We start from the raw sequence: 20,481 nt of genomic DNA on the forward strand, positions 1-20,481 counted from the left end.
ACAGGATGACGAACAGGTCGCGCTTCGCATGCATCTCCAGCAGCTTGAATGTCAGCAGCAGCACCAGCATTGACACGCCGGCTTCGCGGCCGAAGATCGTCTTGTATGTCCAATAAACGCCCACCATTGACAGCACCGCCAGCGGCAGCAGCAGCCATCGCGGCGGCATGCGGTTGCCGCGGAAAGTTACCCAGCCGCGCCAGAACAACAGTGTCGTGCAGGCGATATTGATCCATGCCGGCAGATGGCTTGCATGGGGAATCAGCACCAGCGCGCAGGTGACGAGCAATAGCAGCGCATCGGCCTTGTCGCGGGCCATCGGTCGGGACAGCTTTCCTGGTAGCGAACCCAGTACGGATCGTGTTTGCAATGTGTTCATCATGCAGTTTGATAGAGCGCCAGCGCCTGCAGGCAGGCTTCACGATGTGTCGGGCCGAGCGCCGGCTCCAGGTGCGTGTCGCCGAGATGAAACGCATAGGGCACGCCGCGCGCCTCGGCTTCGATCACCCAGCGGGTCATGCGCGATAGCCGCGCTTCGACATCCATGCCGGGCGGAAGGAGGGAAAAATCGAGCGCGATCTCACTCGCGGCCCCGCCTTCGAAGTACTTGGTCACCAGGCTGCCATCCATTTCCGCATCCAGCTTGGCGATCTGGCGCCATGCCAGCCGCTTCAGCGAATCGCCGGCCTGGTAACCCCGTATGCCGGCGAAGTCATCCTGCCCGGCCTCGCCCTGTCCATCCTTCTTTTCTGCTTCCGCAAGCGGCAGCGGCGGGGCATCCTGTTCAGGGCGGGGATACACCAATGCCCTGGCATCCGGTTGCCAGTAACTCCATGCACGCAACAGGCCGAGCGGGAAGCGGGTTTGCAGGCGAACCCGTGGTGCGGTAAGCCAACCGCGCCGTCGTGCCGGTGTGGACAGCGTCACGCTTCGTGTCGAGTTGCCCGGTACATCCGCAGCCTGGTCGACTTCCGGCAAACCCTCGCCCACGAAGTCGAGCCAGATCGCATAGCGGTCGTGCTTGCGCCGATTGATCAGGTGCAGTTCGAATTGCACCTCTTCGCCGGCAAATACCGAGGTGGCGCGTCCGGCTGCGAGATGGAGGTGCGCCAGATTGCGAAAGGTAAGATGCATGTCGATCAGCGCGCATGCGGCGATCAGGAAGGTGAACCCGAATCCAAGACTGAGGTTGTAATTGACTGCCCCGATGAACAGCGCGACCAGCATGACGCAGAAGAACAGGCCGGGGTGGGTCGGCATGATGAATACACGCCGCTGATGAAGGAATACTTCACCCGGCTCCGTGCCGCGATTACGGAACAGCCATTTGCTGGCGCGTTTGCGCAGCGCGTGTTCGATCTTGCTGAAAACGTTCATGCAATCGTCAGACTGGAACGGACTTCATCAGTTGCACGACGAGATCGCGGCTGCCGAGCGCTGATCCGCTGGCGGATTTCAGCGGACGCAGTCGATGGGCTGCAACCGGTATCAGGACCGCCTGCACATCTTCGGGAATGACGTGATCGCGGCCTTCGAGCGCGGCCCATGCGCGTGCCGCCTGCAGCAGCGCAATCGCCGCACGCGGGCTCAAGCCTTCTGCGAACAGGCCGCCCTGGCGCGATGCCTGCGCCAGTGCCTGGACATAATCGACCAGCGCTGTCGATACATGCACCTCTTTCAGCATGCGTTGCGCTTCCAATAACTCTTCCGGCCGCATCGCGGTCGGCAGCGAACGCAGCATCGAACGCCGATCCTCGCCCATCAACAGCGCCCGCTCGGCCGTCGCGTCCGGGTAGCCCAGCGACAGGCACATGAGGAAACGGTCCAATTGCGATTCCGGCAACTGGAAAGTGCCGATCTGATGCGTCGGGTTTTGGGTGGCGATGACAAAATAGGGCTGCGGAAGATCACGGGTCACGCCATCGGCGGTCACTTGCCGTTCTTCCATTGCCTCCAGCAAAGCGGACTGCGTTTTAGGCGTCGCACGGTTGATCTCGTCCGCCAGCAATACCTGTGTGAACACCGGGCCGGGATGGAAAACGAAACCGCTCGTTTCGCGGTTGAATACCGAGATTCCGAGTACGTCGGCCGGCAGCAGGTCGCTGGTAAATTGCAAGCGGTTGAATTTCAGGCCAAGTGAAATGGCCAGCGCATGCGCCAACGTGGTCTTGCCGACACCGGGCACATCTTCGATCAGCAAGTGGCCGCCGGCAAGCAGGCATACCAGCGACTGGCGGATTTGCAGGTCTTTGCCTACAACGATCTGGCTGACTTGTTTTGCAACGGCGTGGACTTTGTTGAACATGAATATATCAATACAGGGTGGAAAACGCATGCCGCTTCGATCGAACGCGGGGTAGTGTAATCGAGCGGAACGCGTCGTGACGGTGAGAGATCGCTTTCTTCGCTAAACTATGATGATTCTATTCGAGAATCGTAGCGCATATCTTTCCCTAACGAAATGACAACAGCCATTTACAGTCATCCTGATTGCAAGCGCCACGAAATGGGTTCATGGCATCCCGAATCGCCGGACCGCCTGCAAGCCATCGAGGATCAGCTCATTGCCAGCCGTATCGATAGCCTGATCGAATGCCGGGAGGCGCCCGTTGCCGAGCTTGCCGCCATCGCTCGCGTTCACAGTACCGAGGCCATTGCCCGCATACACGATAACGTGCCGCCGCTGACGGGCGGTGGCCCGGAATACTATCCGCTTGACGGAGATACCCTGCTGAACGCGCATAGCTGGAATGCGGCCTTGCGAGCGGCGGGCGCGGCGATTGCCGCCACCGACGCGGTGATTGCAGGCGAGATCGACAATGCGTTTTGCGCAATCCGGCCGCCGGGTCACCATGCGCGACCGTCGGAAGCAATGGGGTTTTGCCTTTTCGGCAATGTGGCGATCGCCGCCCGCCATGCAATCGAAGCACATGGATTGCAACGCGTGGCCATCGTCGACTTCGACGTGCATCATGGCAACGGCACCGAGGAAAGCTTCATCGACGAACCTCGGGTGCTGATGGTCAGTTTTTTCCAGCATCCGTTTTATCCCTACAGCGGCGCGCGGAGAACCGGCGCGAACATGGTCAATGTGCCGGTCCCCGCTTATACAAAAGGCGACGAGGTTCGCCAGCTGGTTCTCGAAAAATGGTTGCCGGCATTGCATGCCCACAAGCCGGAAATCATTTTCATCTCCGCCGGCTTTGATGCTCACCGTGAAGATGACCTTGGGCAGATGAGTCTTGTCGAGGCGGACTATGCATGGATCACGCAACAGATCAAGCAGGTCGCGCTGGAGCATGCGAAGGGACGCATCGTAAGCTGCCTCGAAGGCGGCTATAACCTGTCGGCGCTTGGACGGAGCGTCGTCGCGCATCTCAAAGTGCTGGCCGACATCGACTGAGGCGGCATGCCGGCATGGTCCAGCGAGTAGAATAGCGGCTCGATTTCGCTACGTAAGCCAAGCATGTCCATACAATGGTTCCCCGGTCACATGAACGCCGCCCGCAAAAAGGCGGCGGAATCCATGGAAAAGACCGATCTGGTCATCGAAGTCGTCGATGCCCGTTTGCCGCAGGCCAGCAGCAACCCGATGATCGAACAGCTGCGCAAGTTCCGGCAACGCCCCTGCCTGAGAATTCTGAACAAGGCCGACCTGGCCGATCCGGTCGCAACCAAAGCCTGGCTGGATGAATACAATCGCCAGAAGGACGTCCATGCGGTTGCCCTGAGCTGCAAGAAGCCTGCGGATGTGGCCAAGGTTCCCGGTATGGCGATGAAGCTGGCGCCGCATCGCGGTACGCCTCTCAAGCCATTGCGCATGATGATCATGGGCATTCCAAACGTCGGCAAATCGACCCTGATGAATGCCTTGCTCAAAAAGCGCGTGGCCGCGGTCGGGGATGAACCGGCTGTTACCAAGACCCAACAGCGCCTCTATCTTGGCAACAACATGGTGCTGATCGATACGCCGGGCATGCTGTGGCCAAAAATCGAACATCCAACCGACGGCCTGATGCTGGCCGCGAGCCATGCGGTGGGCGTCAACGCGGTCATTGAGGAGGAAGTGGCGACTTTTCTAGCGGACCAGCTATTGGCACGGTATCCGCAATTGCTGAGCGCGCGCTATGGTTTTCCAACCGAGGGCATTGATGGCGTGAGCGTCATCGAGGGCGTGGCCAAGCGGCGCGCCTACCGGCTTAAGGGAGGTGACCTGGATTTCGAGAAGGCCGCGCATACGCTGTTGCAGGATTACCGTAGTGGCGCGCTTGGACGCATCAGCCTGGAGACGCCGCAGAGCAGGAAGGTGCTTCTTGCATCATACGAACCTCCGACGTTATTGGGTGAGCCGCAGGACGGTGGTGAGAGTGACGATTGGAAGGACGAGGAAGAGTAAAGTTGCCCAGCTTGGCTGGACGGTTTTTATGGCTTTACTATGTGACTGATGTTACAGGCACCAGCGGGTGCTTGGCCGAGGCGCAAACGTGGTGAGAGATAGCACTGAGGTAAAGGACGAATCGTCGTGGAAACCGTCAACCATGACGATGGCTGCAAGAAGCGTTCGCATGCCGGCCTTCCGTCTGGTATCGGGATGGGACCTGTTCCTGTCATTGAGCCACTCAAGTGAAGAAATCACGTCAAGCTTTGTCGGCTACCATGGTTCCACGCGCAATAACTTCAATGCAATATCCGCACAAGGCGTTAATTTCAATCTTACTGGCAAGAATTTTGACCGCGATGCTTCGCTTGGAGCCGGGTCGGGACTCTACGTCACCGAAGACCGCGAGAATGCTTATGCCTATGCAAACCTAGCGGCGCGCCGGGCAGAGGTGAATGATAAGTGGGAAATTGCATCCGTTTACCTTGCGAAACCCGCTAAGGGTTTGGTCGAAAGGCAGGTTCCGTTCGACTTGGACGCTGCCGATGTGGAACGCTATCGCAATACGGTAAGGGATGCGCATCAGTTGAACGTCAGTTATATGGAAAAGGTCATTACACCGCTTGCCCCAGAAAGCCAGAACATTAACTACTACGTCGTAAGGGACGCTCGATCGGATTAGGGCGTGCATGTACCCAACCAAGCAAAACAAAAGCCCGCCGAAGCGGGCTTTTTTGCGATCAGGTGGCGGAACGCTACCACGTTCCACCAGTCGGCAAATTACATCATGCCGTCCATGCCACCCATACCACCCATGCCACCCATACCGCTCATGCCGCCTGCGGCTGGCTTGTCTTCCACCAGCTCGGCAACCATGCAATCGGTCGTCAGCATCAGCGAAGCGATCGATGCGGCATTTTGCAGCGCCGAACGGGTCACTTTTGCCGGATCCAGCACGCCCATTTCAACCATGTCGCCATAGGTGCCGTTTGCAGCGTTGTAACCATAGTTACCCTTGCCTTCCAGGACCTTGTTGACAACGACGGATGCTTCTTCGCCGGCGTTCTGGACGATCATGCGCAGCGGCTCTTCCATGGCGCGCAGAACGATCTTGATGCCTGCGTCCTGGTCCGGATTGTCGCCCTGCAGTTTCAGGTTCGCACGTGCGCGCAGCAATGCCACGCCGCCGCCCGGAACGATACCTTCTTCAACGGCTGCGCGGGTCGCGTGCAGCGCGTCTTCAACACGGGCCTTCTTCTCTTTCATTTCGACTTCGGTCGCTGCGCCAACCTTGATCACTGCAACACCGCCAGCCAGCTTGGCAACGCGCTCCTGCAGCTTTTCACGGTCGTAGTCGGAAGTCGCTTCTTCGATCTGAACGCGGATCTGCTTGACGCGCGCTTCGATGCCTGCAGCCTGGCCTGCACCGTCGATCAGAGTGGTGTTTTCCTTGCCCACTTCGACGCGTTTCGCCTGACCGAGGTCGTTCAGGGTGATCTTTTCGAGTGTCAGGCCGACTTCTTCCGCAATTACCTGGCCGCCGGTCAGGATAGCGATGTCTTCCAGCATTGCCTTGCGACGGTCGCCGAAACCAGGAGCCTTGACGGCGCAGGTCTTCAGGATGCCGCGGATGTTGTTCACAACCAGAGTTGCCAGCGCTTCGCCTTCGATGTCTTCAGCGATGATCAGCAGCGGACGGCCGGCCTTGGCGACTTGCTCGAGTACCGGCAGCAGGTCACGGATGTTGGAGATTTTCTTGTCGTACAGCAGGACGAACGGGTTCTCGAGGATGGCGACTTGCTTGTCCGGATTGTTGATGAAGTACGGGGACAGGTAGCCACGGTCGAACTGCATGCCTTCCACGATATCAAGTTCGTCGTTCAGCGACTTGCCGTCTTCAACGGTGATGACGCCTTCCTTGCCGACTTTTTCCATTGCTTCAGCGATGCGCTCGCCGATGGAGCTATCGGAGTTGGCGGAGATCGAACCGACTTGGGCGATTTCCTTGGAAGTGGTGCAGGGCTTGGCGATCTGCTTCAGTTCTTCGACGGTTGCCGCGACTGCCTTGTCGATACCGCGCTTCAGATCCATCGGGTTCATGCCTGCGGCGACGAATTTCATGCCTTCGCGAACGATTGCCTGTGCCAGCACGGTCGCAGTCGTGGTGCCGTCACCGGCATTGTCGGAAGTCTTGGATGCAACTTCCTTGACCATCTGCGCGCCCATGTTCATGAGCTTGTCTTTCAGTTCGATCTCTTTGGCGACCGAAACACCGTCCTTGGTGACGGTCGGGGAACCGAAGGAGCGCTCCAGAACGACGTTGCGGCCTTTCGGGCCAAGGGTGACTTTAACGGCGTTGGCGAGAATGTTGACGCCTTCAACCATTTTGGCACGAGCGGCATCGCCGAATACGACTTCTTTAGCTGCCATGTTTGTTACTCCTTAAAATTTAAACGGGTATGTATTTTTGAAGTCCAGAGAAGCCGATTAAATGATGTCCTGCGGTCGGGCATCTCTGAATTCCCGCGTTCGCGGGGATGACGGCATGTTTCCAATCGCGGCGGCTATGCCGGCGCTCTTGGACATCGCTGTCACTTCTGGACGATTGCCATGATGTCTTCTTCGCGCATCACCAGTAGTTCTTCGCCGCTGACTTTGACGCTTTGGCCGGAGTACTTGCCGAACAGAACGCGATCGCCAACCTTGACGTCGAGCGCACGTACTTTGCCGTCTTCAAGGATCTTGCCGTTGCCGACTGCCAGTACTTCGCCCTGGTCAGGCTTTTCCGCTGCTGCCTCGGGAAGAACGATGCCGGACGCAGTCTTGGTTTCCTGGTCCAGACGCTTGACGATAACGCGATCGTGCAAAGGACGAAGGTTCATACAAACTCCTTTAAATTCAATAAGTTATAGTTGTTTTGCGGCAAGCTTGCTGCAAAAGGCATTCCGTTATGCAACCAGGCCGCATTGGAAATGTTAGGGCCAGGGAAGTTGTTTGTTAGCACTCTACCCTGGCGAGTGCTAAGTATAGGGGCGGCCTTTGCTTTTTTCAAGCGATGGGCATGTAAAAATGTCCATCAGTGATCCATTCTTACCTGCCGACTTGCCGGTAAGCGGCCGCATTGTCTCCGCAAGCAGGTCGGAAGGAATTCAGTGCCGCCCAATAAAAAACCTCCGTCGGGGCGGAGGTCGATGTGCGCCAGTCGTCCTGCTGACTGGCGTTATTTCAGGTACTCGGCTTAAGCGAGGCCGACTTTCACGTCGACATTGTTTCGGGTTGCGTTCGAGTAAGGGCAAACCTCGTGTGCCTTGGCGACGAGCGCTTGTGCCGCTGCCGGATCGAGGCCTGGCAAGGAAACCTTCAACTCCGCGGCCAGGGCGAATCCGCCTTTGTCATTGGGGCCGATCCCCACTTCTGCCGTCACCGCAGCGTCCGCCGGGAGATTAACCTTGGTATGCAAGGCAACGAATTTCAACGCGGACATGAAGCACGCCGAATAGCCGGCAGCAAAAAGCTGCTCGGGATTGGTTCCATCGCCACCGGCACCACCAAGCTCCTTCGGAGTATTGAGCTTGACGTCCAGATGCTTGTCGTTGGTAACGGCCCGGCCATCGCGGCCTCCGGTTGCAGTTGCTTGTGCGGTGTACAGAATTTGCATGAAGTTCTCCTTGTTAGTGAAAAATCGAAATGAGCAGCAGACGAGATGCAAATATAGTACACAATTAAATTGTGTGCAATATAAAATCGCCCGCCGATGCGCGCTTGCTCGCGATACGCATCAGATTCTTAGACGTGGGTTCGGGCCAAGTCGTTTCGAATTGCCGTCAATTGTTCGCGCAATTCCTGTATGGCATCCGGCGTCTGCCCGCTGGCGCAAAGAATTTGCTGCGGAATGCATTGCGCCTTTTTCTTCAACGCACGCCCTTCTTTCGTCAGCGTAATACGCACTTGCCTTTCGTCCGCCTCATCGCGGGTGCGAGCTATCAGCGACGAGGCTTCCAGCCGCTTGAGCAGCGGGGTGAGCGTGCCTGAGTCGAGGTACAGCCGTTCTCCGATTGCCTTGACGAGCACATCGTCCTGTTGCCAGAGCACCAGCATCACGAGGTACTGCGGATAAGTGAGTCCGAGCTTGTCCAGGTAAGGCTTGTAGGTCTTGGTCATTGCCAGAGAAGCGGAATACAAGGCGAAGCAGAGCTGGTTGTCGAGCGCCAGGGCATCGTCAGGCGCGAACGTCGGCAAGGGGTTGGATTTGGACATGTAAACGGACTCTACCGTGGGATAATCGGAAACGTTCCTGAATTGGACGGAGATATCATTCTCATCCTATGCGAATTCCCCACAGACTCCAAGCAGCTTGTTTCTTAGTTACATTGTTAACGGCGAGTACTCTTTTAACTGCGTGTACTGTTTCCCCCAGAGCGTTGCCGTCCGTCGTCGAGGACGCATTAAAGCAAAGTGAGATCCCGATTCAGGCAACGGGCGTGTACGTGCAGGAGGTCGGTGGCGGACCGGTAATGGCCGTTTTCAATCCGAGCACACCATTCAATCCGGCATCGACCATGAAACTGGTGACCAGCAGTGCCGCGCTGGAGCTGCTGGGGCCGACATATACCTGGAAGACACAGGTATATGCGGATGGGAAGCAGGCAGGCGATGCCTTGTTGGGAGATTTGATCTTCAAGGGTAACGGCGATCCGAAACTGGTCGTGGAAAATTTCTGGCTTTTTCTGCGTCGCATCCGGGCTCAGGGTATTCGCGAAATTCGCGGGAACTTGGTGCTTGACCGCAGCGCCTTCCAGGACACCCCTTTCGACCCTGCTGCCTTCGACGGCGATCCGACAAGAACCTACAACGTCGGCCCGGACGCATTGCTCCTGAATTACAAGGCACTCGGTTTCCGTTTTCTACCCGATCCGATGACCGGCAAGGTACACATGATCGTCGATCCGCCATTGGCGGGATATCCGGTCGTGGCGCCGAAGCTGTCAAAGGATGAATGCGGCAACTGGCGGGCAAAGCTGTCGCCGGTGATTGAAAGCGGCCGGGCCCGTTTCGCAGGAACCTATTCCGCCGCCTGCGGCGACCGCACCTGGTACTTTCATCCTTACGAGATGACGAGCACGCAGTATTTTGCGGCCGTGTTCCGACATATATGGAGCGAGCTTGGCGGCACGTTTCACGGCGAGGTGCGCGATGGGCTCGTGCCTGCAAGTGGGCGTCTTATCACCGAATGGGAATCCGTCTCATTGTCGGAAGTCATCCGGGACATCAACAAGTACAGCAACAATGTCATGGCCCGGCAGTTGCTCCTGACGATTGCCGGCAACGTGACGAAACTGTCCGCCACACCGGACCATGGCGCGGCAGTAGTGCGGACATGGTTGACAAATAAGGGCATCGATGCGCCGGAACTCAGTATCGAGAACGGTTCCGGCTTGTCGCGTATCGAACGCATCTCTCCAGCGACGATGGCGCGCGTCCTCAGTGTCGTCTTCCAGTCGCCAACCATGCCGGAATTCATGTCGTCGCTGCCGGTCGTCGGCTACGACGGCACGATGAGGCAGCGCCTGCGGACACAGAACGTTGCTGGTTATGCTCATATCAAGACCGGCATGCTGAACGAGGTGCGCGCCATCGCGGGCTATGTCCTGGCCGCTTCCGGCAAACGGTACGTCGTGGTGTTCATGATCAATCACCCGAACGCGGCCAAAGGGCAGATGGCGCAGGATGCGTTGTTACAGTGGATCCACGAGCAGGGATAGGCCATCCCGGGGTTTTCGATTTCGTTTACGGGCGACCGCCGGCGACAACTGCCGTGCACTGCTCCTGTTCCCCGTCATGCTTGCCATAACAGGATTGTTCGTCTGGAGCCGGGCAACATCGTTTTCGAGAAGCTCCGGGACCGGGGTGATCTTATTGGCGCATGAACTCCGACACGCTCCGACACGTACAGCGGCGCCATTCGTTACGTCCGCTGATGCAGGCTTTGGGCGCCGATGCCGCTGTGAATCCGATGATCGGCGATGTATCGAGCGCGCTTGCGGTCGTGCCGAGTTTTCTTCCGGATCAAAAATATTCTTGTGACTTCGAGCGCGGGGCCGACCAGTATGCGATTGCCATGATGTAGACCAAAGGGTTGCCCCTGTCCCCGATGGCGGAACTGATCGAGAGAATGGGCGATGCCCATCAACATGCCATGACAACGGTGGCCGGAACGATGACAGTCAACAGGGGGGCCGAAACAGCAGACGAACCGGATTGCGCCGCAACACACCGCTCAACTATCTCAGGTCACACCCGAGCGACGAGGAACGCATCGCACACCTGCGAGCAGCTGACATCTTTCCCAGGAAATGAGTCGGCCGTGAGGGGCGTCTTCAGGCTGGATACGTGAGAAGGTGCTGTGCTTGGGCGTGGATCAAAGCATCAGCGGTTGATCGGAAAGCTGATTCTGACGGGATCCGTCATCCGGATAGTGCTGCTGCAGAAGCAAGTTCAACTGTCGGAGCGCGGCAAGGACGCCATCATGGAAATCGCCGTGTGCGAAGCCGCGCGTCATGCTGTTGCAGATCGCTGTCCAGTCCCTGGCTTCGATGACTCGGCCGACACCCCGGTCGGCAACGATCTCGACCTGATGGTCCGCCAGGTTGATATAGATAAGGACGCCGCAGTTTTCCTCGGTATCCCATATCCGGTAATCCGAAAAGAGTTCGCAGGCGCGTTCTCTTGATGACATTCCGCTTAGAACCGCCTGAGCCGACAGTCCCGGCTCGATGATCATGCGGACCTCGGCACGGTGCTGTGTTTCGCCTTCCGCAATCACGGCCTGAATGTCTTTCAGCGTAGCATCGGGGAAGGCGCGCCGGGTGGCGAAGCCGGTGGTAAAAAGATGCTTGAATAGCCGAGACAGGGTGCGCATCACCAGTTCCCCGAAGCGCCGCCGCCATCGGCACTGCCACCACCGCCGGAGAAGCCGCCCCCGCCGAAGCCGCCACCACCGCCGAATCCGCCGCCACCAAAGCCACCATACCCACCGTAGCCGCCCAGTCCTCCGCCAAGGATGACGCCCGGCGCCCGGCCCCAGCCGCCACGCGCGTGCCTCTTGTGGCGTGACGAACCGATCCGCGACATGAGCATGAAAAGGAACATGAAACCGAAGAAGAGGAGGATGGAGAAATCGAAACCTTCTTCAGGCTGGTTCGCCGTCGGCGCGGGAAGTTGTTCCTTGTCGAGCAGGCTGGCGATTGCCGAGATGCCGGCCGCCAATCCTCCGTAGAAATCGTTCTGGCGGAAATGCGGCGCAATGACGTCCTGGAGTATCCGTTTGGATTGCGCATCCGTCAGCGAGCCCTGGACGCCGCGGCCCGCCTCGATACGCAAGCGGCGCAGTGCCGGCGGATTGTCCTTGGCAACCAGCAGCAGCACGCCGTCATCCACGCCCTTGCGGCCAAGCTTCCATTCATCCGCAACCCGGATGCTGTATTGCTCGATGGCTTCCGGCGCGGTCGTGCTGACCAGCAGCACCGCGATCTGGCTGCCGGTACGGGTCTCATATTCCTTCAGCACGTTTTCGAGCGATGCCCGTTGGGCAGGCGTGAGCATGCCGACCAGGTCGGTCACCCGGGTTTGCAATGGCGGCACCGGCACGAAGTCCTGCGCGCCGGCGCTCCCCATGAGCGCGGCCAGCAACAAGCCCAGAAACATGCGCACGATGTTCATCGGATTGCGTCCGCTTATTTTCCGAAGTTGACGGCAGGCGCGGTGGAAATGGCTCTTTCATTCTCCACCGTGAACGACGGCCTGGTCTCATAGCCGAATGCCATGGCAGTCAAATTGGTCGGAAAGCTGCGCGCCAGTACGTTGTACTCCTGCACCGACTTTATATAACGCTGGCGGGCGACTGTGATGCGGTTCTCGGTCCCCTCCAGTTGCGATTGAAGGTCGCGGAACAGACCGTCCGCCTTGAGCTGCGGATAATTTTCCGAGACTGCCATCAGGCGGGACAAGGCCGATGACAGCTCGCCTTGCACTTCCTGGAATTTGCGGAAGGCTTCCGGATTGTTCAGGACTTCCGGCGTGATCTGGAAGCTGGTCGCAGCGGCGCGTGCCCTCGTCACCGATTCCAGGGTTTCCTTTTCATGGCCGGCATAGCCCTTGACGGTATTGACAAGGTTGGGGATCAGATCGGCACGGCGCTGATATTGGTTGACCACTTCTCCCCAGGCAGCCTTGACGCTTTCATCCTTGGCCTGGAATTCGTTGTAACCGCAGCCGCTCAGGACCGATGCCAGAAAAAAGGCAGCGAGCCAGTTCATCCATGTCTTCATTCTCATGTCCCTCATTGTTCGTATCGATGTTCCAAAATTGCAAAGGATTTGCAATTTTGTCACTTATTTATGGGCACGCCGCGCGGTTTCAACAGCACGGTACTCATTGCCACGAGGATAAGTCCCATCGCCGCGTAGTCCTGCCAGTGTGGCGTCTCGTTTAACAGCCATGCACCGGAAAAAACACCCAGCACCGGGATCATCATCACGGACAGGCTCGATGCGATTGGTGGCAAGGTACGTGCCAGCTTGAACCAGACCGTATGGGCGAAGCCGAAAATGATCAGCGCGTTATAGATGATGGCCTGCCATTCAATGCTCGAAGGCATGCGCCAGGCATGACGTTCAAAGGCGAAGGCAACGACAATCATGACAATCGTGGTCAGCAGCAACATCCAGAAAGTCAGGGATATGGTCGGCATGTCGAGCTGGGTGCGTTTCATCAGGACCGTGCCGTATCCCCAGCCGGCCGCTGCAAGAAGGACGACGACACTACCCATCGGCTGGCCGGTCAGGGTGACGATTTCGCTCGACAGCAACAGCAGGGCGCCGCCCAATGCCAGGCCGATTCCGAGCCATGCCGCCGGGGCCGGCCTTTCCCGGAAGAAGATCAGCGCGCAGAGCACGGCCCATACCGGCATCGTATAACCGAGAATCGCGGCGCGGCCGGAACTAAGCATCTTGACCCCGAGAATAATCAGGACGTGCCAGATCAGCATATTCGGGATGGCCAGCTTGATGACCTGTCCGAGTTTTCCGGCGGGTATGGCGAGCGAGGCGCTTTGCATTCTCGCCGCGATGAAGATGACGGGCAGACCCCCGAGCATGCTGATGGTGCGGAAGGTGAGGGGAGGGAAGTCGCGCACAGCCATTTTCATGATTGGCCAGTTGACGCCCCAACAGAGGGTAAGGAGGACGAGAAGAATCCAGTCTTTGCGGGAAAGTGAGGTCATGCCGAAACGATAGCATGGCAAGTTACAATGCGCATTTCCCGAACCACCGATCATTCGCCGTGACCTTCATCGACAAACTTTCCGCCGCCTGGCAATCCAATCAATCCCTCCTGTGCGTTGGCCTGGATCCCGATATCACGAGGTTTCCTGCGGATCTGCAGGGAAAGCCGGATTCGATCGTTGCGTTCTGCAAGGCCATTATCGATGCAACAGCGGAACTGGCCTGCGCTTTCAAGCCGCAAATCGCATACTTCGCTGCATTGCGGGCAGAGGACCAGCTTGAAGAAATATGCACCTACCTGCGCGATAGCTATCCACACCTGCCCATCGTGCTTGACGCGAAGCGCGGCGACATCGGCGCTACCGCGGAGCAATACGCACGCGAAGCGTTCGAGCGTTACGGCGCCGACGCGGTGACCGTCAATCCCTACATGGGCTTCGATTCGGTTGCGCCATATCTCGAATGGAAGGACCGCGGCGCCATCGTGCTATGCAGGACGTCGAACCCGGGCGGCTCCGATCTGCAGTTCCTGACCGTGGAAGGCAAGCCCTTGTACCAGCATGTGGCGCAATTGGTGGCCGATAAATGGAATACCAACGGACAATGCGCGCTGGTCGTGGGCGCTACTTTCCCGGAAGAGCTTGCGCAGGTCCGCCGCCTGACCGGCGACATGCCGTTGCTAGTGCCGGGCATCGGCGCGCAGGGCGGAGACATCGAGGCAACGGTAAAAGCCGGCAAGACGGCTGCCGGTACGGGCATGATGATCAATTCCTCGCGCGCCATCCTGTATGCGAAGCCGGATGCCGGTGAAGATTTCACGCGGGCCGCACGGCGGGTTGCGCTGGAAACCCGGGACGCAATCAACCGTTTCCGGTGAAGTAAAACAGCAGGTTTCCGCCAGTCGCAATATTCGGATCAGATTTGTTCCAGGAAGCGCAGCAGGCCTTTCAAGCCGTGCGCGACCGACTGCTGCCGCACTGCCTGCCTGTCTCCGGCAAATACCATGCGCTCGACATTGCTGTGTCCGTTTCTGGCCCAGCCAAAATACACCGTGCCGACCGGCTTGCCCGGCACCGCGCCGCCGGGCCCGGCGATTCCGGTCGTGGCGACGGCTATCTGCGCGTTGCTGTTGGCGAGTGCGCCTTTTGCCATCGCATCCGCAACTTCCTCGCTGACAGCGCCGTGCCGTTCGATCAGCTCCGGTGCAACGCCCAACAGCCTGGCCTTTGCGGTGTTGGAGTAAGTAATAAAGCCGCAGTCAAACCATGCAGACGAACCAGGGACATCCGTAATTGCCTGTCCCACGCCGCCGCCCGTACAGGATTCGGCAGTCGCCAGCATCATGCCTTTTGCCTGCAAGGCGGCGCCTACGCGTTGTGCAAGTGCGGTGATGTCATCCATTTTTTCCTCAAACAGTGTGCGCTGCATCGACAGCGATGGCGCTGATCGCCAACCAGGACTCACTCTACCATCCGCAATACCGTTCCTGCCCGGTCGACGCGCAGTCAGGCGGGCTGCTTACCGCGCGTCGGAATACCAATGAACATTACTTCCCGGTTGCAGCTTCCTGCGCGGTACGCATGCCAGGCATTTCTTCCGCTCCGTATCCGCCTCCCCCCGGCGTCTCGATCACGAAGACGTCGCCCGGTTCGACATTGGTGCTGGCGACGAAGCCGAGTTCCTCGCATGTGCCGTCTGCGCGGACGACATAGTTGCGTCCGCATCTGCCCGGCCCGCCGCCCGCCACGCCGAAAGGCGGCACGATGCGATTGTTGGACAGGATGGATGCGGTCATTTTTTCCAGGAACCGCACCCGGCGGATTCCGCCGTTACCGCCACGCCATTTGCCGCGCCCGCCAGAGCCCGGGTTGATCTCGTAGCTGTCCAGTCGCACCGGATAGCGCCACTCCAGTACTTCCGGATCGGTAAGGCGGGAATTGGTCATATGCGTCTGCACCACGTCGGTACCGTTGAAACCATCTCCGGCGCCGGAGCCGCCGGAGATGGTTTCGTAGTACTGGTGTTTGTCATTGCCAAAAGTGAAGTTATTCATCGTTCCCGGGGCCGATGCGAGAATGCCGAGCGCGCCGTACAGCGCATTGGTGACGCAGCTGGATGTTTCGACGTTGCCGGATACCACCGCCGCCGGATAGCGCGGATTCAGCATGGAGCCTTCCGGGATGATGACATTCAGCGGTTTCAGACAGCCGGCATTGAGCGGAATCTCATCATCGACCAGGGTGCGGAACACATACAGCACGGCCGCCATGCAGATCGCGCTCGGCGCGTTGAAGTTGTTCGGCAACTGAGGCGAGGTGCCGGTGAAATCGATGTCCGCGGTACGCGCCGCATGATTGACGCGGATCGCTACCTTGATGACAGCGCCGTTATCCAGCCGGTATTCGTAGCTGCCGTCCTTCAACTCGGAAATCACGCGTCGAACAGCTTCTTCGGCATTGTCCTGCACGTGTTTCATATACGCCTGCACCACGTCGAGGCCGAAATGACCGACCATCTTCAGCAACTCGTCCACGCCTTTCTGATTCGCCGCGATCTGCGCCTGCAGGTCGGCAAGGTTCTGCCTGACATTGCGCGCGGGGTAGGCGCCGGAAGAGAGCAGGGCGATGGTTTCCTCCTCGAGAAAGCGGCCGCCCTTGACGAGCTGGAAGTTATTGATCAGCACGCCTTCCTCTTCCACCACCTTGCTGTCGGCAGGCATGGAACCGGGCGTAATGCCGCCGATATCCGCATGATGGCCGCGCGAACCGACATAGAACAATACCTGCCTGCCCGCCTGGTCGAATGCCGGCGTAATCACGGTGATGTCCGGAAGGTGGGTGCCGCCGTGATAGGGATCGTTCAGCATGAAGACGTCACCCTGCCGCATCGTGGCGCTGTTCTCGCGAATAATGGTCTTGATGCTTTCGCCCATCGAGCCGAGGTGTACCGGGATATGCGGTGCATTGGCAATCAGGTTGCCGTCGGCATCGAACAGTGCGCACGAGAAGTCGAGGCGTTCCTTGATGTTGACGGAGAAGGCGGTGTTCTGCAGCCGCAGCCCCATCTGTTCGGCGATGCTCATGAACAGATTGTTGAATACTTCCAGCATCACCGGGTCGGCGCTGGTGCCGATCGCCTTGCGTGGCCTGCGTGCTTCAATCCGCGTCAGAACCAGGTGATCATCCTTGGTCACTTCAGCGATCCAGCCGGGTTCGACGATATTGGTCGCATTTCTCTCGGCGATGATTGCCGGGCCGCGGATCAGATCGCCAGGCCGTGTGTCTTCGCGGCGGTACAGCGCCGTGTCGTGCCATTTGCCGCCGGAGAAAAGCTTCACGATCTCGGCCGGCTTCAGCGGCCCGTCGCGAGGTGCCGATTCGACTGCATGGATTGCCGTTTCATCCGACAAACCTATTGCTTCCACCGATATGGCTTCGGCCACCAGTTCCTTGCCGGGCATCAGAAAGGAATAGCGCTTCTTGTACACGGCTTCGAATTGCGCAATCATCCGGTCGACCGCTTCGTACGGCACGACGATTGCAGAGTCGGTGCCTGCATAGCGCAGATGAACGCGCTTCGCCACCCGGATGCGTGTCTGTTCAACGCCTTGGGAAAGGAGGTCCCGGCACGCTTCATCCGCCAAGACATGCAGTCTTGTTTCGAGTGTGGCCAGGATGGAACCCGACAGGGTGATTTCAAGGGATTGTTCGCGCATCGCGGTCTGGTCCGCCAGTCCCATGCCATAGGCCGACAGCACGCCGGCGAAAGGGTGGGCAAATACCCTAGTCATGCCGAGCGCATCCGCAACCAGGCAGGCATGCTGGCCGCCGGCGCCGCCGAAGGTGTTCAGCGCGTATTCGGTGACGTCATGACCTCGCTGAACGGAAATGAACTTGATGGCGTTGGCCATGTTCCCGACTGCAATCTCGATGAAGCCTTCCGCCACTTCCTCCGGCGTGCGGCGGCTGCCTGTAGCTCGAAAGATCTCGTCCGCCATCTCGGTGAACTTGCTCACCACCACGTCGCGATCCAGCGGTTGGTCGGCATTCGGGCCGAACACCGATGGAAAATAGTTCGGCTGGATCTTGCCCAGCATGACATTGCAATCGGTGACGGCAAGCCGGCCGCCGCGCCGATAGCTAGCCGGACCCGGATTGGCCCCGGCGCTGTCCGGGCCGACACGGTAGCGGGAGCCGTCAAAATGCAGGACGGAGCCACCGCCGGCCGCTACCGTATGAATACTCATCATCGGCGCACGCATCCTGACACCTGCAATCCGCGTTTCGAACTCGCGCTCGAACTCGCCCGCATAGTGCGACACGTCAGTCGACGTGCCGCCCATGTCGAAGCCGATGATCTTGTCGAAGCCAGCGGTCGTCGCGGTGCGTACCATGCCGACGATGCCGCCGGCCGGGCCGGACAGGATGGAATCCTTGCCTTGGAAACGATGTGCATCGGTCAGGCCGCCATTGCTCTGCATGAATAGCAGGCGCACGCCATCCATCTGGCTCGCCACCTGGTTCACATAACGGCGCAGAACCGGCGAGAGATAAGCGTCAACCACGGTAGTGTCGCCACGCGACACCAGTTTCATCATCGGGCTGACCTTGCTGGAGAGGGAGATCTGCGTGAATCCGATCTCGCCGGCAATGCGGCCGATGGCATCCTCATGCGCTGTGAAGCGGTAGCCATGCATCAGCACGACCGCGACCGAACGATATCCCTGCGCATATAGAGCATCCAGCTCCTGCCTTACTTCGGCTTCATCCAGCGGCTTGAGAATTTCGCCGCGCGCATCGATGCGTTCATCGACTTCCACGACCCGGGAGTACAACAATTCCGGCAGCACGATATGGCGTTCGAAGAGCCGGGGGCGATTCTGGTAAGCAATTCGCAATGCATCGCGAAAGCCGCGTGTGATCAGCAGGGCGGTCGGGTCTCCCTTGCGTTCCAGCAGCGCATTGGTGGCCACCGTGGTGCCCATTTTTACGGCCTTCACCATGGCCGGCAGGATCGTCTCGTCATCACCTGCGCCCAGCAGACGCTTGATGCCGGCGACCGCCGCGTCCTTGTACTGTTCCGGGTTCTCGGACAGCAGCTTATAGGTCATCAGCCTGCCGTCCGGGCGACGCGCGACGATATCGGTGAAGGTACCTCCCCGGTCGACCCAGAACTGCCAGCGTTTATCCTGTTCACCGTGTAACGATTGTTCCGACGCCATGATGCATTCACTATTTCCTATTGAGACAAGGTTGCCAGCGCGGCTTGGCGAGGTTCCTGCCGGCCGTGCCTCGTTATGGCCAGATCGTCCGCCACAAGGCAAACACCAGCAGTGTGTAAAAGGATGCGCCGATATCGTCCCACATCACGCCGAAGCCGCCTTTGAAGCGTCGGTCGAAGTAACGAATGGGGGGCGGCTTGACCATATCGAAAAAGCGGAAGCACAGAAATGCCCATAACTGGGTCGAAACATCCGCCGGCATCAGGAAGACAAGCACGATCCAGAATGCAATCATCTCGTCCCATACCATGCTGCCGTGGTCCGATATGCCGAGATCCTTGCCGGTACGCTGGCAAGCCCAGATGCCGATCACGAAACCGACAACGATGATGATGCCCCATGTGAGCGGCGTGAATATCGACGGCCAGCGCAGCGTCAGCACATAGAAAACCAGCCATCCGAACAAGGTGCCGGTGGTGCCCGGCACGACCGGCGACAACCCGCTGCCGAAACCTTGCGCCAGAATGTGCGCAGGATGAGAGAGCATGAAGCGGGCGCTCGGCTTGGTGACATAGACTTCCTGGCCGGATTCGAGTGTGTTCATGGTGAAGTGAAGTGGTCGAAAGAGTCGGTTTCCAAATCCAGTATTGCTCCGTCCCGATCGACGAGACGCAGGCCGGGTTTATCCTCAATCACGCCTACCCGGGTGACTGCCGTGCCGCTGGCGGCGGCGGCGTGCAGAACCGCATCGCGCATCGATGCCGGAGCGGTAAAGCACAATTCGTAGTCGTCGCCGCCGGCCAGCATGAAGCGCCTGCGTATCGACTGGTCCTGCGCGGCCAGCATCGGACCCGCGGGCAATGCGTCTATCTGAAGGCGTGCGCCGACGGCTGATTTCTTCAAGATATGAGCAATGTCGCCCGAAAGGCCATCTGAAACATCGATGGCAGCACGGGCAATTCCCCGTAACGCCATTCCGAGTTCAACCCTTGGGGTCGGCCTATGCATCCGACCGGCCGCGTTTGCAAGTGTGGATTCATCGAGATCGAGTTCGCTGCGATAACCGGCCAGGGCCAGACGTGCATCACCCAGGTTGCCCGATATCCAGATGTCATCGCCGGCGCGGGCGGCGTCGCGCTTTAACGCCTGGCCAGGCGGCACCTTGCCGAATATGGTGATGCATATATTGAGCGGACCTTTCGTCGTGTCGCCTCCAATCAGCTCGCATCCATGCCGGTCAGCCAATTCCAGCAGGCCGGAAGAGAATCGCGCCAGCCATTCCTGGTTAGCCTCCGGCAGCGCGAGCGCAAGGGTAAAAGCCACTGGCTCCGCTCCCATGGCGGCAAGGTCCGACAGATTTACTGCAAGGCATTTGTGCCCCAAGGCATGGGGCTCCGCACCGGGGAAAAAATGCCGCCCTTCGACGAGCATGTCGGATGAAATGGCAAGCTGCGCTTCATGATCGGGGATCAGCAAGGCGCAATCGTCACCAATGCCGACGCTCACATCCTGGCGACGCGGTGGGCGAGTGAAATATCGGGCAATCAGGTCGAATTCGGACAACATGTCAGGATTGTACCGAAGGCCGCTATGAGCAGACT

21 protein-coding genes are annotated in these 20,481 nt (G+C 58.9%); 6 read left to right on the top strand and 15 right to left on the bottom strand.

Annotated elements, in window-relative coordinates:
- From VGU61_RS04415 to VGU61_RS04425, 3 genes are all read right to left on the bottom strand, one after another.
- Positions 1 to 379: DUF3488 domain-containing protein (locus tag VGU61_RS04415; protein ID WP_326857886.1), on the bottom strand; the 379-nt coding region annotated here is incomplete at its 3' end.
- Positions 379 to 1,377, bottom strand: coding sequence for a DUF58 domain-containing protein (locus VGU61_RS04420; protein ID WP_326857887.1), 999 nt, complete (start codon positions 1,375 to 1,377; stop codon positions 379 to 381). The genes VGU61_RS04420 and VGU61_RS04415, both read right to left, overlap by 1 nt.
- Before the next feature lie 7 nt (positions 1,378 to 1,384).
- Positions 1,385 to 2,305, bottom strand: a complete 921-nt coding sequence (locus tag VGU61_RS04425; RefSeq protein ID WP_326857888.1) for a MoxR family ATPase — start codon at positions 2,303 to 2,305, stop codon at positions 1,385 to 1,387.
- Positions 2,306 to 2,461: 156 nt separating this feature from the next.
- On the opposite strand from VGU61_RS04425, the gene VGU61_RS04430 reads away from it, so the two are divergent.
- From VGU61_RS04430 to VGU61_RS04440, 3 genes are all read left to right on the top strand, one after another.
- Positions 2,462 to 3,403: a histone deacetylase family protein gene (locus VGU61_RS04430; RefSeq protein WP_326857889.1), complete on the top strand. Its 942-nt coding sequence runs from the start codon at positions 2,462 to 2,464 to the stop codon at positions 3,401 to 3,403.
- 63 nt (positions 3,404 to 3,466) lie between these two features.
- The gene (gene ylqF / locus VGU61_RS04435) at positions 3,467 to 4,396 is read left to right on the top strand and encodes a ribosome biogenesis GTPase YlqF (protein ID WP_326857890.1); all 930 of its coding nucleotides are present in this window, start codon (positions 3,467 to 3,469) and stop codon (positions 4,394 to 4,396) included.
- A 142-nt stretch (positions 4,397 to 4,538) separates the two neighbouring features.
- Positions 4,539 to 5,060: a hypothetical protein gene (locus VGU61_RS04440; protein WP_326857891.1), complete on the top strand. Its 522-nt coding sequence runs from the start codon at positions 4,539 to 4,541 to the stop codon at positions 5,058 to 5,060.
- A gap of 98 nt (positions 5,061 to 5,158) precedes the next feature.
- Here VGU61_RS04440 and groL read toward each other — a convergent pair whose 3' ends face one another.
- The 4 genes from groL to VGU61_RS04460 form a co-directional block, all read right to left on the bottom strand.
- Positions 5,159 to 6,808 carry a chaperonin GroEL gene (groL, locus tag VGU61_RS04445; RefSeq protein WP_326857892.1) on the bottom strand — a complete coding sequence of 550 codons (1,650 nt, stop codon included), beginning with the start codon at positions 6,806 to 6,808 and terminating at the stop codon, positions 5,159 to 5,161.
- Positions 6,809 to 6,969: 161 nt separating this feature from the next.
- Positions 6,970 to 7,260 (bottom strand): co-chaperone GroES, encoded by a 291-nt coding sequence (gene groES / locus VGU61_RS04450; protein WP_326857893.1) that lies wholly within the window; start codon positions 7,258 to 7,260, stop codon positions 6,970 to 6,972.
- Between the two features lie 356 nt (positions 7,261 to 7,616).
- The gene (locus VGU61_RS04455; protein WP_326857894.1) at positions 7,617 to 8,036 is read right to left on the bottom strand and encodes an organic hydroperoxide resistance protein; all 420 of its coding nucleotides are present in this window, start codon (positions 8,034 to 8,036) and stop codon (positions 7,617 to 7,619) included.
- Between the two features lie 128 nt (positions 8,037 to 8,164).
- The gene (locus VGU61_RS04460; RefSeq protein WP_326857895.1) at positions 8,165 to 8,635 is read right to left on the bottom strand and encodes a MarR family transcriptional regulator; all 471 of its coding nucleotides are present in this window, start codon (positions 8,633 to 8,635) and stop codon (positions 8,165 to 8,167) included.
- A 68-nt stretch (positions 8,636 to 8,703) separates the two neighbouring features.
- Between VGU61_RS04460 and dacB the strand changes: the two genes are divergently transcribed.
- Together dacB and VGU61_RS04470 are read left to right on the top strand one after the other, a co-directional pair.
- Positions 8,704 to 10,140 carry a D-alanyl-D-alanine carboxypeptidase/D-alanyl-D-alanine endopeptidase gene (dacB, locus tag VGU61_RS04465; protein WP_414691594.1) on the top strand — a complete coding sequence of 479 codons (1,437 nt, stop codon included), beginning with the start codon at positions 8,704 to 8,706 and terminating at the stop codon, positions 10,138 to 10,140.
- Positions 10,141 to 10,301: 161 nt separating this feature from the next.
- Positions 10,302 to 10,505 carry a hypothetical protein gene (locus VGU61_RS04470; RefSeq protein WP_326857897.1) on the top strand — a complete coding sequence of 68 codons (204 nt, stop codon included), beginning with the start codon at positions 10,302 to 10,304 and terminating at the stop codon, positions 10,503 to 10,505.
- A 291-nt stretch (positions 10,506 to 10,796) separates the two neighbouring features.
- On the opposite strand, the gene VGU61_RS04475 is transcribed toward VGU61_RS04470, so the two are convergent.
- From VGU61_RS04475 to VGU61_RS04490, 4 genes are read right to left on the bottom strand one after another with little or no spacing between them, the layout of a single operon-like run.
- Positions 10,797 to 11,297, bottom strand: coding sequence for a TPM domain-containing protein (locus VGU61_RS04475; protein ID WP_326857898.1), 501 nt, complete (start codon positions 11,295 to 11,297; stop codon positions 10,797 to 10,799).
- Positions 11,297 to 12,097 carry a TPM domain-containing protein gene (locus tag VGU61_RS04480; protein WP_326857899.1) on the bottom strand — a complete coding sequence of 267 codons (801 nt, stop codon included), beginning with the start codon at positions 12,095 to 12,097 and terminating at the stop codon, positions 11,297 to 11,299. Before VGU61_RS04480 ends, VGU61_RS04475 begins: the two co-directional genes overlap by 1 nt.
- Before the next feature lie 14 nt (positions 12,098 to 12,111).
- Complete coding sequence (locus tag VGU61_RS04485; RefSeq protein WP_326857900.1) at positions 12,112 to 12,705, bottom strand: LemA family protein; 594 nt, start codon at positions 12,703 to 12,705, stop codon at positions 12,112 to 12,114.
- A 59-nt stretch (positions 12,706 to 12,764) separates the two neighbouring features.
- Positions 12,765 to 13,658 (bottom strand): DMT family transporter, encoded by an 894-nt coding sequence (locus tag VGU61_RS04490; RefSeq protein ID WP_326857901.1) that lies wholly within the window; start codon positions 13,656 to 13,658, stop codon positions 12,765 to 12,767.
- Positions 13,659 to 13,717: 59 nt separating this feature from the next.
- Between VGU61_RS04490 and pyrF the strand changes: the two genes are divergently transcribed.
- Positions 13,718 to 14,536, top strand: a complete 819-nt coding sequence (pyrF, locus tag VGU61_RS04495; RefSeq protein WP_326857911.1) for an orotidine-5'-phosphate decarboxylase — start codon at positions 13,718 to 13,720, stop codon at positions 14,534 to 14,536.
- A 38-nt stretch (positions 14,537 to 14,574) separates the two neighbouring features.
- Here the strand turns inward: pyrF and VGU61_RS04500 are convergent, their stop codons facing one another.
- The 4 genes from VGU61_RS04500 to thiL form a co-directional block, all read right to left on the bottom strand.
- Complete coding sequence (locus VGU61_RS04500) at positions 14,575 to 15,060, bottom strand: CinA family protein (protein WP_326857902.1); 486 nt, start codon at positions 15,058 to 15,060, stop codon at positions 14,575 to 14,577.
- Between the two features lie 145 nt (positions 15,061 to 15,205).
- On the bottom strand, positions 15,206 to 18,880 hold the full coding sequence (locus VGU61_RS04505; protein WP_326857903.1) for a hydantoinase B/oxoprolinase family protein: 3,675 nt from the start codon (positions 18,878 to 18,880) through the stop codon (positions 15,206 to 15,208).
- Between the two features lie 73 nt (positions 18,881 to 18,953).
- Entirely contained in the window at positions 18,954 to 19,484 is a 531-nt protein-coding gene (locus VGU61_RS04510; protein ID WP_326857904.1) for a phosphatidylglycerophosphatase A, read from the bottom strand.
- On the bottom strand, positions 19,481 to 20,446 hold the full coding sequence (gene thiL, locus VGU61_RS04515) for a thiamine-phosphate kinase (protein WP_326857905.1): 966 nt from the start codon (positions 20,444 to 20,446) through the stop codon (positions 19,481 to 19,483). Before thiL ends, VGU61_RS04510 begins: the two co-directional genes overlap by 4 nt.
- Positions 20,447 to 20,481: the final 35 nt, after the last annotated feature.

This window comes from Noviherbaspirillum sp. (genome assembly GCF_035944575.1).
GTDB lineage: Bacteria > Pseudomonadota > Gammaproteobacteria > Burkholderiales > Burkholderiaceae_D > Noviherbaspirillum.

What these genes read in the sequence shown, in the direction of transcription:
- VGU61_RS04480 (WP_326857899.1), bottom strand. Translation starts at nt 12,097, where the DNA reads ATGAACATCGTGCGCATGTTTCTGGGCTTGTTGCTGGCCGCGCTCATG.
- VGU61_RS04430 (WP_326857889.1), top strand. Translation starts at nt 2,462, where the DNA reads ATGACAACAGCCATTTACAGTCATCCTGATTGCAAGCGCCACGAAATG.
- VGU61_RS04500 (WP_326857902.1), bottom strand. Translation starts at nt 15,060, where the DNA reads ATGGATGACATCACCGCACTTGCACAACGCGTAGGCGCCGCCTTGCAG.
- thiL (WP_326857905.1), bottom strand. Translation starts at nt 20,446, where the DNA reads ATGTTGTCCGAATTCGACCTGATTGCCCGATATTTCACTCGCCCACCG.
- VGU61_RS04485 (WP_326857900.1), bottom strand. Translation starts at nt 12,705, where the DNA reads ATGAAGACATGGATGAACTGGCTCGCTGCCTTTTTTCTGGCATCGGTC.
- VGU61_RS04420 (WP_326857887.1), bottom strand. Translation starts at nt 1,377, where the DNA reads ATGAACGTTTTCAGCAAGATCGAACACGCGCTGCGCAAACGCGCCAGC.
- VGU61_RS04505 (WP_326857903.1), bottom strand. Translation starts at nt 18,880, where the DNA reads ATGGCGTCGGAACAATCGTTACACGGTGAACAGGATAAACGCTGGCAG.
- dacB (WP_414691594.1), top strand. Translation starts at nt 8,704, where the DNA reads ATGCGAATTCCCCACAGACTCCAAGCAGCTTGTTTCTTAGTTACATTG.
- VGU61_RS04455 (WP_326857894.1), bottom strand. Translation starts at nt 8,036, where the DNA reads ATGCAAATTCTGTACACCGCACAAGCAACTGCAACCGGAGGCCGCGAT.
- VGU61_RS04440 (WP_326857891.1), top strand. Translation starts at nt 4,539, where the DNA reads ATGACGATGGCTGCAAGAAGCGTTCGCATGCCGGCCTTCCGTCTGGTA.
- VGU61_RS04475 (WP_326857898.1), bottom strand. Translation starts at nt 11,297, where the DNA reads ATGCGCACCCTGTCTCGGCTATTCAAGCATCTTTTTACCACCGGCTTC.
- groL (WP_326857892.1), bottom strand. Translation starts at nt 6,808, where the DNA reads ATGGCAGCTAAAGAAGTCGTATTCGGCGATGCCGCTCGTGCCAAAATG.
- groES (WP_326857893.1), bottom strand. Translation starts at nt 7,260, where the DNA reads ATGAACCTTCGTCCTTTGCACGATCGCGTTATCGTCAAGCGTCTGGAC.
- VGU61_RS04510 (WP_326857904.1), bottom strand. Translation starts at nt 19,484, where the DNA reads ATGAACACACTCGAATCCGGCCAGGAAGTCTATGTCACCAAGCCGAGC.
- VGU61_RS04425 (WP_326857888.1), bottom strand. Translation starts at nt 2,305, where the DNA reads ATGTTCAACAAAGTCCACGCCGTTGCAAAACAAGTCAGCCAGATCGTT.
- VGU61_RS04460 (WP_326857895.1), bottom strand. Translation starts at nt 8,635, where the DNA reads ATGTCCAAATCCAACCCCTTGCCGACGTTCGCGCCTGACGATGCCCTG.
- VGU61_RS04470 (WP_326857897.1), top strand. Translation starts at nt 10,302, where the DNA reads ATGAACTCCGACACGCTCCGACACGTACAGCGGCGCCATTCGTTACGT.
- ylqF (WP_326857890.1), top strand. Translation starts at nt 3,467, where the DNA reads ATGTCCATACAATGGTTCCCCGGTCACATGAACGCCGCCCGCAAAAAG.
- VGU61_RS04490 (WP_326857901.1), bottom strand. Translation starts at nt 13,658, where the DNA reads ATGACCTCACTTTCCCGCAAAGACTGGATTCTTCTCGTCCTCCTTACC.